The 14,482-nt window shown below is 50.9% G+C and carries 13 protein-coding genes; 8 read left to right on the top strand and 5 right to left on the bottom strand.

Annotated features, from left to right (window positions below; translation table 11 throughout):
- Positions 1-41 precede the first annotated feature (41 nt).
- Complete coding sequence (locus SE18_RS21150; protein WP_054536467.1) at positions 42-2,594, top strand: hybrid sensor histidine kinase/response regulator; 2,553 nt, start codon at positions 42-44, stop codon at positions 2,592-2,594.
- A 273-nt stretch (positions 2,595-2,867) separates the two neighbouring features.
- Here the strand turns inward: SE18_RS21150 and chrA are convergent, their stop codons facing one another.
- A complete protein-coding gene (gene chrA, locus SE18_RS21145) occupies positions 2,868-4,034 on the bottom strand; it encodes a chromate efflux transporter (RefSeq protein ID WP_054536466.1) in 1,167 nt (388 codons plus the stop codon).
- A gap of 174 nt (positions 4,035-4,208) precedes the next feature.
- Between chrA and SE18_RS21140 the strand changes: the two genes are divergently transcribed.
- The 4 genes from SE18_RS21140 to SE18_RS21125 are packed head-to-tail and all read left to right on the top strand — an operon-like array spanning position 4,209 to position 7,570.
- A complete protein-coding gene (locus SE18_RS21140; protein ID WP_054536465.1) occupies positions 4,209-5,417 on the top strand; it encodes a WXG100 family type VII secretion target in 1,209 nt (402 codons plus the stop codon).
- Positions 5,418-5,428: 11 nt separating this feature from the next.
- Positions 5,429-6,202: an oxygen-dependent tRNA uridine(34) hydroxylase TrhO gene (gene trhO, locus SE18_RS21135; protein ID WP_054536464.1), complete on the top strand. Its 774-nt coding sequence runs from the start codon at positions 5,429-5,431 to the stop codon at positions 6,200-6,202.
- Positions 6,199-6,855 carry an SDR family oxidoreductase gene (locus tag SE18_RS21130; protein ID WP_054536463.1) on the top strand — a complete coding sequence of 219 codons (657 nt, stop codon included), beginning with the start codon at positions 6,199-6,201 and terminating at the stop codon, positions 6,853-6,855. Before trhO ends, SE18_RS21130 begins: the two co-directional genes overlap by 4 nt.
- A gap of 13 nt (positions 6,856-6,868) precedes the next feature.
- A complete protein-coding gene (locus SE18_RS21125; RefSeq protein WP_054536462.1) occupies positions 6,869-7,570 on the top strand; it encodes a hypothetical protein in 702 nt (233 codons plus the stop codon).
- On the opposite strand, the gene SE18_RS21120 is transcribed toward SE18_RS21125, so the two are convergent.
- The 4 genes from SE18_RS21120 to SE18_RS21105 all read right to left on the bottom strand — a co-directional run bounded on the left by SE18_RS21120 (position 7,542) and on the right by SE18_RS21105 (position 11,161).
- Entirely contained in the window at positions 7,542-8,270 is a 729-nt protein-coding gene (locus SE18_RS21120; protein WP_054536461.1) for a PIG-L deacetylase family protein, read from the bottom strand. The two genes, SE18_RS21125 and SE18_RS21120, sit on opposite strands and share 29 nt — an antisense overlap.
- 278 nt (positions 8,271-8,548) lie before the next feature.
- Positions 8,549-9,442, bottom strand: coding sequence for a 16S rRNA (cytidine(1402)-2'-O)-methyltransferase (rsmI, locus tag SE18_RS21115; protein WP_054536460.1), 894 nt, complete (start codon positions 9,440-9,442; stop codon positions 8,549-8,551).
- 17 nt (positions 9,443-9,459) lie between these two features.
- Complete coding sequence (locus SE18_RS21110) at positions 9,460-9,879, bottom strand: hypothetical protein (protein ID WP_054536459.1); 420 nt, start codon at positions 9,877-9,879, stop codon at positions 9,460-9,462.
- 199 nt (positions 9,880-10,078) lie between these two features.
- Positions 10,079-11,161 (bottom strand): YihY/virulence factor BrkB family protein, encoded by a 1,083-nt coding sequence (locus tag SE18_RS21105; protein ID WP_054536458.1) that lies wholly within the window; start codon positions 11,159-11,161, stop codon positions 10,079-10,081.
- A gap of 481 nt (positions 11,162-11,642) precedes the next feature.
- On the opposite strand from SE18_RS21105, the gene dnaX reads away from it, so the two are divergent.
- The 3 genes from dnaX (at position 11,643) to recR (ending at position 14,439) form a co-directional block, all read left to right on the top strand.
- Positions 11,643-13,370 (top strand): DNA polymerase III subunit gamma/tau, encoded by a 1,728-nt coding sequence (gene dnaX, locus SE18_RS21100; RefSeq protein ID WP_054536457.1) that lies wholly within the window; start codon positions 11,643-11,645, stop codon positions 13,368-13,370.
- A gap of 74 nt (positions 13,371-13,444) precedes the next feature.
- Positions 13,445-13,753 (top strand): YbaB/EbfC family nucleoid-associated protein, encoded by a 309-nt coding sequence (locus SE18_RS21095; RefSeq protein ID WP_407928502.1) that lies wholly within the window; start codon positions 13,445-13,447, stop codon positions 13,751-13,753.
- 71 nt (positions 13,754-13,824) lie between these two features.
- Positions 13,825-14,439, top strand: a complete 615-nt coding sequence (gene recR / locus SE18_RS21090) for a recombination mediator RecR (protein ID WP_054536455.1) — start codon at positions 13,825-13,827, stop codon at positions 14,437-14,439.
- Positions 14,440-14,482: the final 43 nt, after the last annotated feature.

Genomic DNA, 14,482 nt, shown 5'->3' with positions numbered 1-14,482 from the left:
GCTCACGTTGTTGTTTTGGCAGCAACTATTGAGAAGTGTGTATGCGATGTTCGCCACTTGCTCGGATTCGCAATGCTCTGCTGATTGGATTAACGCTTTCGTTATTGCTGATCGCAGGCGGTTTGGCTTGGTTTTGGTGGTCATTTGATCAAGCACAGCACCAAGGTAGGGCGCTCAGTTCCAACGAACAATTGATAATTTATAGCGTGATTGGGGCCGCCGCCGTGATTGGGGCGCTGCTAACCCTGATTATGACAATGCGCAGCGTGCGCCAAAGCCGCAAGCCATTTGAACAATTGCCCAGCGAGTTCGACCCCGATCAAGCAATTGAAGCGGGTAATTCGGGCGACCCATTGATTGACACCACCTTGCAAAAAGTTGAGGCTTTGCGCCAACAGCTCTTGGCGCGCCAAACCAGTTTAACCAGCCAAACCAGCCAGTTGCATACAACCCAAGGCCGCCACGAAGCGGTGTTTAAATTGGCTCGCTTGCTCAACAGCACGCTCGAAATTGAAACCTTGCTCAACGATTTTGTGCGATCGTTGGTCAAAAAATTTGACCTTTCGTTTGTTGGGGTTGGCCTGATTGAAAATAGCAGCATTGTGGTGCGCCACGGCGTTACCCGCAAAGCTGATCAGATTGAATCGACCTCGACGTTGTGGCTAGCGCTCAGCGCTGGGATTGCTGCCGAAGCTGCTGCGGAAAGCCAAATTATCATCAAACGGCAGCCACCATTTGACACTGAATTGCCCTCGCCAAGCACCGTTGCAACTCAAGTGGCCCATCCCTTGATGAATAGCGGGCATATTATTGGCGTGTTGTTGAGCCAAAGCAGCCAAAAACTCGATGAAGAAACGCTCAACCATTTGCGTGATATTGCCGAATTATTGGCCTCGTCGCTGAGCAATGCTCAACTGTTTGCCAATGCTCGCGAACGAGCAACCAACCTAACCGCAATCAACGATTTGGCTCGGGCAATTAGCACTTCGCTTGATCTAAAGCGGATTTTGGATACTGCACTCCAGCAAATTCGCCAACTTATTCCCTATGATCAAGCAACCGTCACGACCTATGATGTTGGCAGCAATATGTTTCAGGTGTTGGCGGCCAACGATGCAGATTATGGTATGTTGAGCGCTGGCCAAGAAACCGAGGGTAACGGGCCGTTGCGCACCGCCTACGAAGCTGGTCATCCGGTCTATATCGCCGAGGTCGAGCATCATATCGGCCAGCCGTTGCAATTGCCGTTTGCCGATGAAGCGCAATCGTTGTTGATTCAGCCATTGACCACCGCCGACGTGCGTTTGGGCACGCTGAATTTGACCAGCCGCCGCCCGAATGCCTTTGATGAACAACAAGTCAGTTTGTTGGGCGGTTTATCGCACTTTTTGACTACCGCCTTGGTCAACGGTCGGCTCTACAATCAACGGGCGCAAGCTTTGCAACAACTTGAGCAAACCCAAGATCACCTGTTGTTTGTGGAGAAATTACGGGCGCTTGGCGAATTGGCCAGTGGCGTTACCCATGATTTCAACAACTTATTGGCAGGCATTTTGGGCAATGTTCAGGTGTTGATGGGCGAATTGCAAAATCCTGAGCAACGCGAAACCCTCCGCGTGATTGAACGTGCCGCCAAAGATGGAGCTGAAACCGTCAAACGGATTCAGCGTTTTGCTCGCAAAGATGATGGCGAAATTGACGCGCCAGTTGAATTGCACGAATTGGCCGAAGATGCGCTTGATTTGACCAGAGTGCGCTGGCGGAACGCCGCCCAAGAGCAAGGGGTCAACATCGAATTGCAACGCGAAATTCTGAATGTGCCAACAATTCGTGGCCATGCTGCTGAATTGCGCGAAGTGCTGACCAACTTGATTATCAATGCTGTCGATGCCATGCCCAATGGTGGTATGCTGCGGGTTGCGACTGGTCAGCGCGGCTCGGAAGTTTTTGTTTCAGTGGCCGATAGCGGCGTTGGCATGAGCGAAGAAGTCAAAGCGCGAATCTTCGATCCCTTCTTTACGACCAAGGGCGAGCGTGGCAATGGCTTGGGGCTGGCGGTTTCAGCGGCGATTGTTTCGCGCCACAGTGGCCGCATCGAAGTCCAAAGCATCGAAGGTCGCGGCACCAACTTCGCAATTTGGCTGCCCATGCTTGAAGTCGATTTTGCCCAAGTCGAAGCCACCGACCACGACATCCCCAATGTGCGCGGCAGTATTTTGATTGTCGAAGACGAAGAATTGGTACGGATTGCGCTGAGTCGCATGTTGGCTGCTTGGGGCCACGAAGTGGTAAGCGCCGATAGTGGCCGCGATGCGCTGGCCAAATTCCGGCCTGGCATGTTCGATTTGGTTATCACCGACCTTGGTATGCCCGATATGATGGGCTGGGACGTGTTGCGATTTATTCGAGAGCGCGAACATGGGATTCGCACGATGATGCTCTCGGGCTGGGCACGTCAGATCGATCCAGCTGAAGCCAAATTGCGCGGCGCCGATGTGGTGGTTGCCAAGCCGTTCGATCAAGCTGTTTTGCGCACCACCGTGGCGCATTTATTGGCAGGTACGCTCGATCTTACGCCGCGCGTTATTGCCTAAATGAAGATGATAGCCCCTCTGCCATAGCGCGGTCGAAGGGCTTTAAGCCGTAGTTCTGCGGCTGCGAACCACGTTATGACAGGTTCATCGATAGATGCCTGCGGCCCTCCAATTGTGCTTGAGGGGGTGCAGGGGGATTAAAGCCCCCTGCGTTTCCCGCCTTGAGGCGGGACGGAAGGGTGGTGATCAATGATCGATTCCATTATTCAAGGCTTGGTTGCCAGCCCAATTTTTTGAATGCGCGAATCTGAAGGTGAGCAAGCCCATGCTCAGTTAAAGCAGCAACGCAAGCAAACCCACAACCCCAGCCCCAAGCACCACCGCCGCCGTAGCCCACTTGGCCTTCCAACGATAGAGCAGCCATAAACTTAGCCCAGCAATCAGCAAGGCCAGCAGTGCTGGAGCCAACTCCTGCGGCCAGGCAGCCAGAATAATTTGGCTGGTCGTGACCGTAATCAAGCCAACCACCGCAGCTGTAATCCCATCGAGAAAGGCATGGGTTGCAGCATTGGCAATAATTCGTTCGAGCCAATGATGGCCAAGAATTGTAAATAAAAAGGCTGGCAAAAATGTGCCTGTGGTCAAGGCCAACGCACCAGCAAAGCCACCACCAAGGTAGCCCACAAAGGTCGAGAAAATAATCAATGGCGCTGGCAAAATTCCAGAGAGGGCCAAGCCATCAATAAACTGTTCATTGGTCATCCAACGGCCAACAACCACCGCATCGTTCTGCAAAAATGGAATCGCCGTATATGCGCCGCCAAAGGTCAGCAAGCCAGTCCGCAAACCATAACCAAACAAACTCAACACGCTGGGCGCAGCCAAAATCGCTAGTGCCAACAATGGCAACCATGAGCTATGCAAATTGGTTTTGTTCAATTGCGGCTTTTGCAACAGCCAATAGGCTAAGCCCGATAGTAGCAGAATTGCGATAAAATGCACATCCACAAAGGTGGCAATGCCAGCGACAATTGCAATTGCCCAGAGCTGACGATTGAGCAATGCATGCTCGCCAATTTTATGCACAGCCCGAATAATCAAGGCTGCCACTGCTGGCTTGAAGCCAAACAAAATCGCCCCGATGCCAATTGCGCTCATTCCATAGGCCACATAAGCCCACGAAAGCCCAAGCATCAGGATAAAACCAGGCAACATAAAGCCCAAGCCAGCTAATACGGCGCCAATTCGGCCACGGGCAACCATGCCAAAATAGACACACAACTCATGGGCTTCGGGGCCGGGCAAGGCCTGATAAACCGCGAGCACCCGATTAAAATGCTCGCGCTCGATCCAATGTTCTTCCTCAACCAACTCTTGGCGAATCATGGCAATTTGGGCGACTGGCCCGCCCCACGCCAACAAACCAAAGCGCAAAAAGCGCAGAAATAGCCGTAAATACGATTCATGAGGTGGACGAACAGAGGGAGTCAGCTCAGCCATAAACTGTTCCTTAGCAAAAGGCGAATCGCAGGCATTGTATGTCAAAAAAGCCCTCTTTACAGCGCCAAATCAGTATGCTATAGTGAACTCGTGCTGATTGCACTCCTCACTCAATAAACCCAACAACCAACATTTCAATAATCTACCAGCCGATTAGCAACGGAGCATAGACCCATGGCTATGCAGATTGTCCAAATTGACTATCAGCTGATCGACCAACTCATTCAACGCTGCGCCAACCAACAAACCCAAATTCAAGCCATCGTGCAACAACTGAGGCAAACGATTCAGGCGCTTGAACATGGCGGCTGGCAAGGCGATGCAGCCAAGGCATGTTTCAGCCAGTTTCATCACGAAATTGTGCCCGCCTATCAGCGCCTAGACTGTGTTTTTGCTGAGAGCCAATGCGTGCTCAAAGCCATTGCCAAGGCTTTTCACGAGGCCGAAGCAGAGGCAGCGACCCTATTCAATGCTCAATCTGAACAACCCAACCCGCTTCATGATCAACAGCAACCAGCAGCCATGCCAACAATCGTTAATCAGTTTCGGCAATGGCTTCAAACGCCACAACAAAGCCTGGTCATCGAAACCATTCGCTTGATTCCGCTGGAGCAGCGTCAAGCGTTGCTGCAAAATCAAACAGTCCTACAAGCAATTCGCGGCTTGCCAGGAATTTTGCCGCAAACGATTATTGCTAGCTTGCTAGAGGGATCATTAACATGGTATGAAGCTTCAGTTAGCCTAAAAGATGGTAAATTAAATGCTTCTATTGAGCAGAACCGAGAGATCCAAGCAGGGCATAAACATATCACATACTTGGCCAATAGATTAATTTTCGATACTAACCCGATTCTGCCATCATTTGATATGTATGTTCAAGCCGACGACATATTGCCAGATAATTATACTCAATGGAATATGAATTGTTGGGAATCGGTACTCTATATTGGCTTGCTGGCTGGCGATCTTACATTACATGATATTGACGAAATCTATACGAATGTTATCAAGCAAGCAAACCTAGCAGAAGACGATGTAGAAGCGCAAAAGCTAGCAGTCCGCCAAGCTTTGGCCGAAGGTCTCGGCTATACTCAGCGTCAAGGGTGGTGTGAAGGCGCGCTAATTCCTGAAGGTAGCATTGTCTTTTTTGAAAGCGGTGATAATCCAATCAGCCATGTTGCCTATGCAACAGGTAGGATTGCGCTTGATGGTTCACCCGAAATTATTAGTTTATGGGAAAGGCCAAACGATACAAAAAGCGTGCAATTCACTTCAATTGGCGAATTAAAGGGTTCCGATGATAGCATAACCTTTACTGCGAACCCTTGGCTGAACGCCCAACAACCATCGTGGTACAATAGCGAGACGATTATTTCTAGTTGAAATGAACACATATGGACATCTTAGTTATTGCCTTTTATAAATTTGTTGACCTGCCCGATTTTGCCGCCAAACGCGATCCATTGCGCGATTTCTGCAACCAACGCGGTATCAAAGGCACGATTTTGTTGGCCCACGAGGGGATTAATTCAACGATTGCTGGCCCCGAACCAGCCATGCGCGAATTGCTCGATTTTCTGCGCAACGACCAACGGCTGGCCGATTTGGTATGGAAGGAATCGTGGACCAACCAGATTCCGTTTCAACGCATGAAAGTGCGTTTGAAAAAGGAAATTGTGACCCTCGGCATGCCCGAAATCAACCCCAATGACGGTGTTGGCACCTATGTTGATGCAGAGCAGTGGAATACGCTGATCAATGATCCCGAAGTGATTGTGATTGATACCCGCAACGATTACGAAGTGGAAATTGGCACCTTTCCGCATGCGCTCAATCCCAAAACCGATTCATTCCGTGAATTTCCAGCCTTTGTCGAGCAAAACCTTGATCCCCAACAACATCCCAAAGTGGCGATGTTTTGTACTGGCGGCATTCGCTGCGAAAAAGCAACGGCCTATATGCTGCGCAAGGGTTTTCAAGAGGTGTACCATCTTGAAGGCGGCATTTTGAAATATTTAGAAACCGTCGAGCCAAGCAGCAATCAATGGCAGGGCGAGTGTTATGTCTTTGATCAACGGGTTGCTGTTGATGATGATCTCAAGCCAGGCCATTACGATTTAGACCAGCCAACGGGCTTGCCACGAAAGCGTGAGGAAACCAGTTTATGACCATTATCGCCTTAGCCGGAGCGACGGGCTACACAGGCCAACGGATTATTAGCCAAGCTGCCAATAATCCTGCATGGCAGGTTCGAGCGTTGGTGCGCCAAAGCGCCACCAGCAAAAGCCATTTCCCACTTGGCCAAGATTTTGCGATCTGCGATTTTGGCGATCAAGCCAGCGTCGAGGCTGCGCTTGAAGGCTGCGAGGCTGTCTTTCAAACGATTGGCACAACGCAGGCCCAATTTACTGCTGACGTAAATTACGAAACCGTTGATTATGGCACAACCATCGCTTTGATCAAAGCCGCTCAGAAACAAGGCGTAAAGCGTTTTGTGCTGCTTAGCTCGGCGGGTGCAGGCTTGCCGCTTGGCTCGTATTTACGCTGGAAGGCCAAAACTGAAAAGGCCGTGCGCGAAAGTGGCCTCGATTGGACGATTTTGCGGCCTGCGGCGATTGTTGGGCCAAGTCGGCGGGCAATTCAACTGGCAAGTTTGCCTTTTGCCTTGCTCAGCAAATTGCCATTAATTGGCCGCTTGGGTGCAGTGATGCGCCCTGTTGATGTCAATGATTTGGCTTTGAGCTTTTTCAAAAGCCTCGAAGACCCAACCACAATTGGCAAGACCCTTGAAGGTCGCTCATTCTGGCGATTAATTCGCTAACAAGGAGGTTCTGATGCAACATCTACCAACTGAAGCGTTACTGGCACGGCTGCGAGCAACGCACCTTGGCTCAGCAGTCGAGCCAGCGTTACAACTAGCGGTGGAACGTAACGCTGGGCGCATGCGTCCACTCAGCGATCAGCCCTATTTGTATCATTTAGTTGAAGTTGCCTTGCAGATTTTCGAGGTGTTTGGCATTCGCGATGAAATTGCCACAGTAATTGCGCTGTGGCACGATTTGCTTGAAGATGATCAAATTAGCCGCGACGAACTGCTGCAATACATTAACACGCGGCCAGCTTTAGTGCGGCTTGGCGATTTATTGCCCTTGTTGGATGGCCTGAATCGGCATAACAAAACCACTGAGCAATATTATTCAACGATTGCTATCTTGCCACCGCAAGCGTTTTGGGTTAAAACCAGCGATCTTTTGAGCAACACCAGACCAATGCCCTTGCTGGATTGGCAGCGGCTTAAGCCGCGCTGGATCGCCAAATATAGCGTAGAACTAGCCCGCGAGGTGCTTGATGTTGGGCGCTTCGAGCAAAAACGCGCCTATCCCACTATTCGCAATGCCTTGCTTGATGTACAACAACGTTTGCTGAGCGGCCTGCAAAACGACGAGGACCGTTGGCACGAAATTGCGGCCTACGATCCTCGCTTTATCAGTTCAGCCCAACGCTTGCTTAATCTCGAACTAGGGTCACGAGCTTAAACGATTCGGCCAATTCGCAATCAACCCCAGCCTCGCGCGCCAACTTCGCGGTAGAGACAGCCCACTCCCGCATCATCTGTTCTGGCTCCCAATCGCCCAACTGGCATTTATGCTCACGCAAAGCCTTGAGTTTCAATTGGAAGTCTTCCTCAGTCAAACCAATCCACGTATCAACTTGCGCACCACCCATCAAATATACCTGACGGACATTATGTGGTTCAAGCCCTTCTTCCAAGAGTTCAGGGAAGATCAAACGGGTTGAAGCTGCGGGCATAATTGCAGCAAAGGTGGCGTTGCCAGCTGCCACATGGTCGGGATGGTTCAAATAATCATCGCTATAACGGAAGGCTGGGTCTTGGCAGACCACAATATCGGGCTTGAAGCGCCGAATCACCCGCGTAATTGCTTTGCGCACTTCTTGGGTTGGCTCCAACGCTGCATCTTCAAAACTCAGAAAGCTTACATCGGCCCCAACATGCGCCGCAGCGGCCCGTTGCTCAGCTTGGCGAATTTCAGCCAAGCGCTCGGAAGTCATGTTGGGGTCGCTTGAGCCATGATTACCATCGGTGCAGAGACAAAAATGGATCTCGTGGCCCTCGCGATACCAGCGCGACAAAGTGCCGCTACAGACAAACTCTGCATCGTCGGGGTGGGCAACGACCACCAAAATCCGTTTGGGCGTAAATGTTTGCTCGCTCATGAAAGACCTTTCGTCACACACTGCTTAGGACAGTTCGATTAATTCCCAAGCTTAATCATACGCCTTAAATGACCAGTCACGAGTGCGACTTTGGGCTTATTCTGGCAATCTACAGGTTTTTGCTTCAACTCGAATTCGCCACCCTTCCGTCCCTCCGGCGGAGGGAAACGCAGGGGGTTTTCATCCCCCCTGCACCCCCTAATGTTTATTCTGTGGACTATCCATAACAGGGTGCATGAGCCGAATACGATCCTCAGCGGCTTTCAAAAGTGCTGGGCTTATTCTGGCAAGTTGCTCCATTCGCTATAGACTTGATGGCGATCAAGCTCGTATTGTTTGGCGAGCTGTTTGGCGGCTTTGGTGCCCGTCCAGCCTTCAGCGCGCAAGCGTTGCAACTCAGCGCGAATCAAATCCCAATCGACTTCTATGGGTAACTCATCGCTAGCAACCACAACGCCAAGCTCGTTGGTTACGGGGCTGGTTGGTTTACGTTTGGCAGGACGGGTAGCGCCGCCAATCATCAACACAAATTCGCCGCGCGGCTCGGTCGTATTGAAATGGGACACCAATTCGCTGAGCGTGCCACGCACAAACTGCTCGTGCAATTTGGTTAATTCGCGGGCCACCGCCGCCGGACGATCGCCCAATACGCTTAAGGCATCGGCTAAACTATCACAGATTCGATGTGGTGCCTCATACAACACCAAGGTTGCTGGAATATCGACAACTTCGCTGAACAGGGCACAACGTTCTTTCGAGCGGCGTGGCGGAAAGCCCAAATAATAAAAGCGATCAGTTGGCAAACCAGAAGCACTAAGCCCAGTAATCACCGCGCTTGGCCCAGGAATTGGCACCACCGCAAAGCCAGCGCCAATCACCGCCCCAACCAGCTCGTAGCCAGGGTCGGAAATTGCTGGCGTGCCAGCATCGCTCACCAACGCTACATCCTCGCCGTTGGCCAAGGCCAGCAAAATCGTATCCAAACGAGCAAGTTTATTGTGCTCGTGATAGGCAATCAGCCTAGTTTCAATCTGATAGCGTTGCAGCAATCTGCGGGTGTGGCGCGTATCTTCGGCGGCAATCAAGCCAACCTCTTGCAAAATACGCAAACCACGCGGACTAATATCTTCAAGGTTGCCAATGGGGGTAGCAACCACATACAGTACAGCCATAACCTTCCTTGTTGGGCCTAATGGCCTTGCTCAATCTGGTCTAAGAGATTATTCCACAATTGCATGCGTTCGATGCTGCCGCCAATGTCGGGGTGGTGCAAACGGGCCATGGCCTTGCGAATTGCGCGGGCTTCATCAGGGCTGAGTTTGGGCAATTGCTTGGTTTCAACCCGAATCTGTTCGCTATCGTAGCGCCCGGTATACCAACGCAGGCGTTCACATTCAACGGTTAATTCATTGTTCTCACGAATCATATCGAGCATATTTTTGACAGTTTTATTGTAGGCATTCGATGTTTCGTTGAGCTGTTGCTGAACCTTTTCCAGCCGTCGGCGCAACTCGCGATTAGCCACCTTGGCTTCCTGCAATTCACGCTCCATGCGCTTGTATTCACGCTCGACTTGATATGCTTCTTCGGACTGCCGCAGGTCTGTCATAGCATACACTCCTCTTGGATGGCTTGAACGGCTATCGTAGGGCAGCCAGATTCATTTGTCTACTGATCCAATTGCCGATTGACTCAGGCTTGTCGCGCATGGTATCATGAAATCAGATAAGCCCCCCCAAGAATTTCCACCTAAACCTAAAATAACAAAGCGGAGCCTAAGCCCCGCCGTTTTGCGTCGTGTTAGTTTTTTAGGATACTGGTTTATCTTTGAGCAAACTTTTGAATGCGCCAGCAACGACTGCCAACAAAAAGCCCAAAACAGCCGCCAGATAGCGTTGTTTTTCCAACGATTTAAAGCGTTCAGTCACAATAACTTGCGGCGTGCCAACGCTGGTAGCTGGGCGTGGGGTGCGATGATCGCGCGGCGAATGCCGATTGCTCAAGCCTTGTTCAGCCCGAGCAGCGTCGGTAACTGCCACCGCATTATCATCGGGCAGCACATGCGAGCCATACATATTGGCATACACTTGGGTAAATTCAGCGCCAAAAAAGAGAATTTGGCTCGAATAATACACCCACACGAGGATAATAATTAATGAGCCAGCTGCACCAAAGGTCGAGGCCGTGCTGCTACGGCTCAGATATTGGCCAATCGCAAATTTACCAACCGTAAACAGAAAAGCAGTCAGGGCTGCGCCGATCCACACATCGCGCCAAGCCATTTTGACATCGGGCAAGAATTTGAACAGGAGCGCAAAGACTACCGTGATAATGCCAAATGAAACAAGAAGATTAATCATTTGAAATAGAATCCCAATCTCTTCACCAAACAGCCAATTTTTGCCAGCATCAAGAATCGTGCTGATAATTAACGAAACTAAGAGCAAAAAGCCCACACCCAGCACCATGGTGAACGAGAAAAAGCGTTCTTGGACAAAGCCCCAAATTCCACGCCCAGGCTTTGGCTCAACGCCCCAAATTGTGTTCATAGCATCTTTGAGCTGGCCGAATACACCCGATGCACCAAAGAGCAAGGTTGCAAGCCCAATCAGCGTCCCAATAATGCCTGAGCGTTCGTTGCTCGATTGCTCAATAATCTCGTTGATCGCTTTGGCAGCATCGTCACTAATCAGGGTCGATAATTGGCGGGTTACTTCGCCGCGCGCCGCCTCTTGATCAAACACCAAGCCAGCAATGCTAATCGCAATGATCAAGAGTGGAGCCAAGGAAAACACGGTGTAATAGGCTAAGGCCGCCCCTAAACGAGGCACTTTATCATCGCCCCATTCTTTGAAGGTTTGCTTAAATAAATTCAGGATGCTCGGCTGCATCTGGGCCTCCTCGCGTGCATAAGTTAAATCCTCAATTCGTGCTAGCGAGATTAATTGCAACTCGTATACCACGGAGTTGATGTTGATGATCCACGAAGGGCACGAAGATTTATTTTTAGCTACGAATTCCACGAATTGCACGAATGAGTATTTTTAAGCCACAGATTAGCACAGATTCATTGGATTATGTCCTCCTAGCCCAAAGCCAATAGCCTTCGTTCCTCTGCACCTCTGCATTAAAAGCTCGATCCACGAAGGACAGAAACCGCGAAGAACACGAAGATCGCGAAGGATGATTTTAGCTACAGATTTTTTGAGTGCTGTTCCCATAGCCAAAAGCCCCTAGCCTCATCCCTTTTTTGATTGTTGCCTTTTGACTTCTGACTTTGCTCTATGTTCTATGCTCTTTGCTCTATGTTCTATGTTCTCCTTCGGGAGCATGCTATAATTGAGACTGATGTTTCAAAAGGGTTGAGTATAGATGTCGTCGCAAGCGTTATATCGAAAATGGCGGTCGCAGACCTTTGATGATCTGGTTGGCCAAGCCCATATTGTGCAGGCGTTGCGCAATGCAATTGCCGCTAACCGGATTGGCCATGCCTATTTATTTACTGGGCCACGCGGGGTCGGCAAAACGAGTGCCGCACGGATTCTTTCCAAGGCGGTCAATTGTGAGCAAAGCGATCCGCGTTTGCGGCCTTGTGGCGAGTGCAGCGCTTGCCGCGCAATTGTCGAAGGTCGCGCCGTCGATGTGATTGAGATGGACGCAGCCTCGCATACCAGCGTTGATGATGCCCGCGAAATTATTGAAAAAGTGCAATTTCGCCCAACCCAATTTCGCAAAAAAGTCTATGTGATCGACGAAGTGCATATGCTGAGCACTGCCGCCTTCAATGCCTTGCTCAAAACCCTCGAAGAACCACCAGATCATGCCATGTTTATTTTGGCGACGACTGAATTTCACAAAGTGCCAGCGACGATTCTTTCGCGCTGTCAGCGTTTTGTCTTCAATCGGCATACGATCGCCAACACGATTGCCCACCTCGAATGGGTTGCTGGCGAAGAAGGCATTTTCCTCGAACCAGGCGTAGCTGAAGCGATCGCTCGTGCGGCAACTGGCTCGATGCGCGATGCCATGAGCATCCTCGATCAGCTGATGGGCTATGGCGAGCCTCAAATTCCATTAAGCCGCGTGCAAAGTTTGCTGGGGGCAACCGCCTCGCGTGAGGTCGAAACCTTGGTTGCGGCGTTTGCTGCTGAGGATGTGGCCGCAGCGCTCAGCGTGATCAACACAATTGCCGACCAAGGCGCTGATTTACGCCAATTTACCCGCGATGTGGTGAGCTATCTGCGTGGCCTGATGTTACTCAAATCGGGCGGCTCCGCCGACTTGCTCGATGTTGGCCACGATGTCTTGGCCACGATGCAAAGCCATTCGCAGCAATTAGCCTTGGCCTCGATTTTGGCTTGGCTCAAAATCTTTAGCGGGCTTGATCATCAATTGCGCACTACGCCCTATGGCCAGTTGCCTTTGGAGATGGCGGTTGTCGAAGCATTGGTTGTGCCTGCGCCAGTTGCGGTTGCAGCAGCCAGCCCAATCCGCGGCGGAGTTGTGCCAGTAGCGCGCCCAACCCCAGCGCCAGCAGCGCCGCGCCAAACAGAACCAGCAGCGCCGCAACGGCCAACGCCAGTTGCCCCAGTCGCTGCGAAAGTAGAGCCAGCAATCGTTGAGCAACCACCACAGGTTGTTGAAGCAGCGCCAGTTGCTGCGGTTGTAGTGGCTCAACCGCTGCCCGAAGCCGAGCAACATATCGTTTTGGCTGAATCGGAGATTTTGCTGGCCGAAGTTGAGGCGGTTTGGTTGCAAGTCATCGAAGATCTCAAGCCCTATAATCCACGTTTGCAAGCGGTGCTCAAAAGCTGCGAGCCATTGGGTTTAGAAGATAATACCTTGCTGATTGGCACGCCATCGCCGTTTCACACCAAACAACTTGATGACCAAACCCAGCGCCGTTTGATCGAAGATCTGCTTGCCAAAGCAGTTGGCCGCCAAATCTTTGTGCGTGGCGAAGAAGCCAACCGCGATCAGCAAAATCGCGCCCGTGATGCTCGTCGCCAACGCGAAGAGATTATGAAGGATCAGATTGTCAAAGCAGCGCGCAACATCTTCGATGCGCGGATTGTTGGCGTCCAAGAGGATGGCAGCTAAACTACGTTGACATTTAGATTGAATTTCTTATACTTGCACTGCTTTAGGATAGCAATTTTCTACAAAGGAGTATCATAATGGATCGCAAAATGCTCAATCAATTGCAACAAATGCAAAAGAAATTGATGCAAGCTCAAGAAGATTTGGGCAAAACTCAGGTCGAAGGTAGCGCTGGCGGCGGCGTGATCGAAGTCAAAATGAACGGCCACCGCGAAATTATCAGCATTACCATCGCGCCAGAAGCGGTTGACCCCAACGAAATCGAAATGCTGCAAGATTTGCTAATGTTGGCGATCAACGATGCCTCGAAGAAGGCCGAAGAGATTTCAAACGCCAAAATGGGGCCACTCACTGGCGGCTTGAACATTCCTGGCTTGTTCTAAAACGGCGGCTAAACCCGACTCAGGGTGGTCGTGCGACCACCCTGTTTTAACTTAACTGTGGAGCGTATACTGTGGCATTTGGGTACGATACAATTACACCAGAACCAGTTTCAAAATTAATTGATGAATTTAATCGCTTGCCTGGCATTGGGCCAAAATCGGCATCGCGCTTAGTTTTTTATCTGCTGCGCGCCAAACGTGAGCAATCTGAGCGCTTGGCCAATGCAATTATGGCCATGAAAGATACAACAATTTTTTGCAATCGCTGCTTTAACATTACGGTTGATGACCCATGTAGCATTTGCACCAATGCCAATCGTAACGAACGCCAAGTTTGTGTGGTCGAGGAGCCGCTCGATGTGGTGGCGTTGGAGCGCACTGGCGAGTTCAAAGGCCTGTATCATGTGCTGCACGGAGCAATTTCGCCTGTCGAAGGCATTAACCCCGAAGATTTGAAGATTCGCGAGTTGCTTGGCCGTTTACGGGTTGAGCCAATCGAAGAAGTGATTCTTTCGACCAACCCCAACCTTGAGGGCGATGCAACCGCAGCCTATCTGGCGCGGGAGATTATTCCCTTGGGCATTCGGGTAACTCGCTTGGCGCGCGGCTTGCCGATGGGCAGCGATTTAGAGTATGCCGATGAAGTAACCTTGGGCCGCGCGCTGCAAGGCCGCCGCGAAATGTAAGCAGCGCATTGCAGAGCGGGCGCGGTGTGGTATGATAGCTCAA

The organism is Herpetosiphon geysericola, from assembly GCF_001306135.1.
In the GTDB taxonomy this organism is placed as follows: Bacteria; Chloroflexota; Chloroflexia; order Chloroflexales; family Herpetosiphonaceae; genus Herpetosiphon; species Herpetosiphon geysericola.
This window is presented reverse-complemented; position numbering and strand designations above follow the sequence as displayed.

Excerpts from the sequence above, each read along its gene's own strand:
- SE18_RS21105 (WP_054536458.1), bottom strand. The coding sequence starts at position 11,161 with ATGCAGCCGAGCATCCTGAATTTATTTAAGCAAACCTTCAAAGAATGG.
- SE18_RS21125 (WP_054536462.1), top strand. The coding sequence starts at position 6,869 with ATGCAACATCTACCAACTGAAGCGTTACTGGCACGGCTGCGAGCAACG.
- SE18_RS21110 (WP_054536459.1), bottom strand. The coding sequence starts at position 9,879 with ATGACAGACCTGCGGCAGTCCGAAGAAGCATATCAAGTCGAGCGTGAA.
- SE18_RS21140 (WP_054536465.1), top strand. The coding sequence starts at position 4,209 with ATGGCTATGCAGATTGTCCAAATTGACTATCAGCTGATCGACCAACTC.
- SE18_RS21130 (WP_054536463.1), top strand. The coding sequence starts at position 6,199 with ATGACCATTATCGCCTTAGCCGGAGCGACGGGCTACACAGGCCAACGG.
- rsmI (WP_054536460.1), bottom strand. The coding sequence starts at position 9,442 with ATGGCTGTACTGTATGTGGTTGCTACCCCCATTGGCAACCTTGAAGAT.
- dnaX (WP_054536457.1), top strand. The coding sequence starts at position 11,643 with ATGTCGTCGCAAGCGTTATATCGAAAATGGCGGTCGCAGACCTTTGAT.
- chrA (WP_054536466.1), bottom strand. The coding sequence starts at position 4,034 with ATGGCTGAGCTGACTCCCTCTGTTCGTCCACCTCATGAATCGTATTTA.
- trhO (WP_054536464.1), top strand. The coding sequence starts at position 5,429 with ATGGACATCTTAGTTATTGCCTTTTATAAATTTGTTGACCTGCCCGAT.
- SE18_RS21150 (WP_054536467.1), top strand. The coding sequence starts at position 42 with ATGCGATGTTCGCCACTTGCTCGGATTCGCAATGCTCTGCTGATTGGA.
- SE18_RS21120 (WP_054536461.1), bottom strand. The coding sequence starts at position 8,270 with ATGAGCGAGCAAACATTTACGCCCAAACGGATTTTGGTGGTCGTTGCC.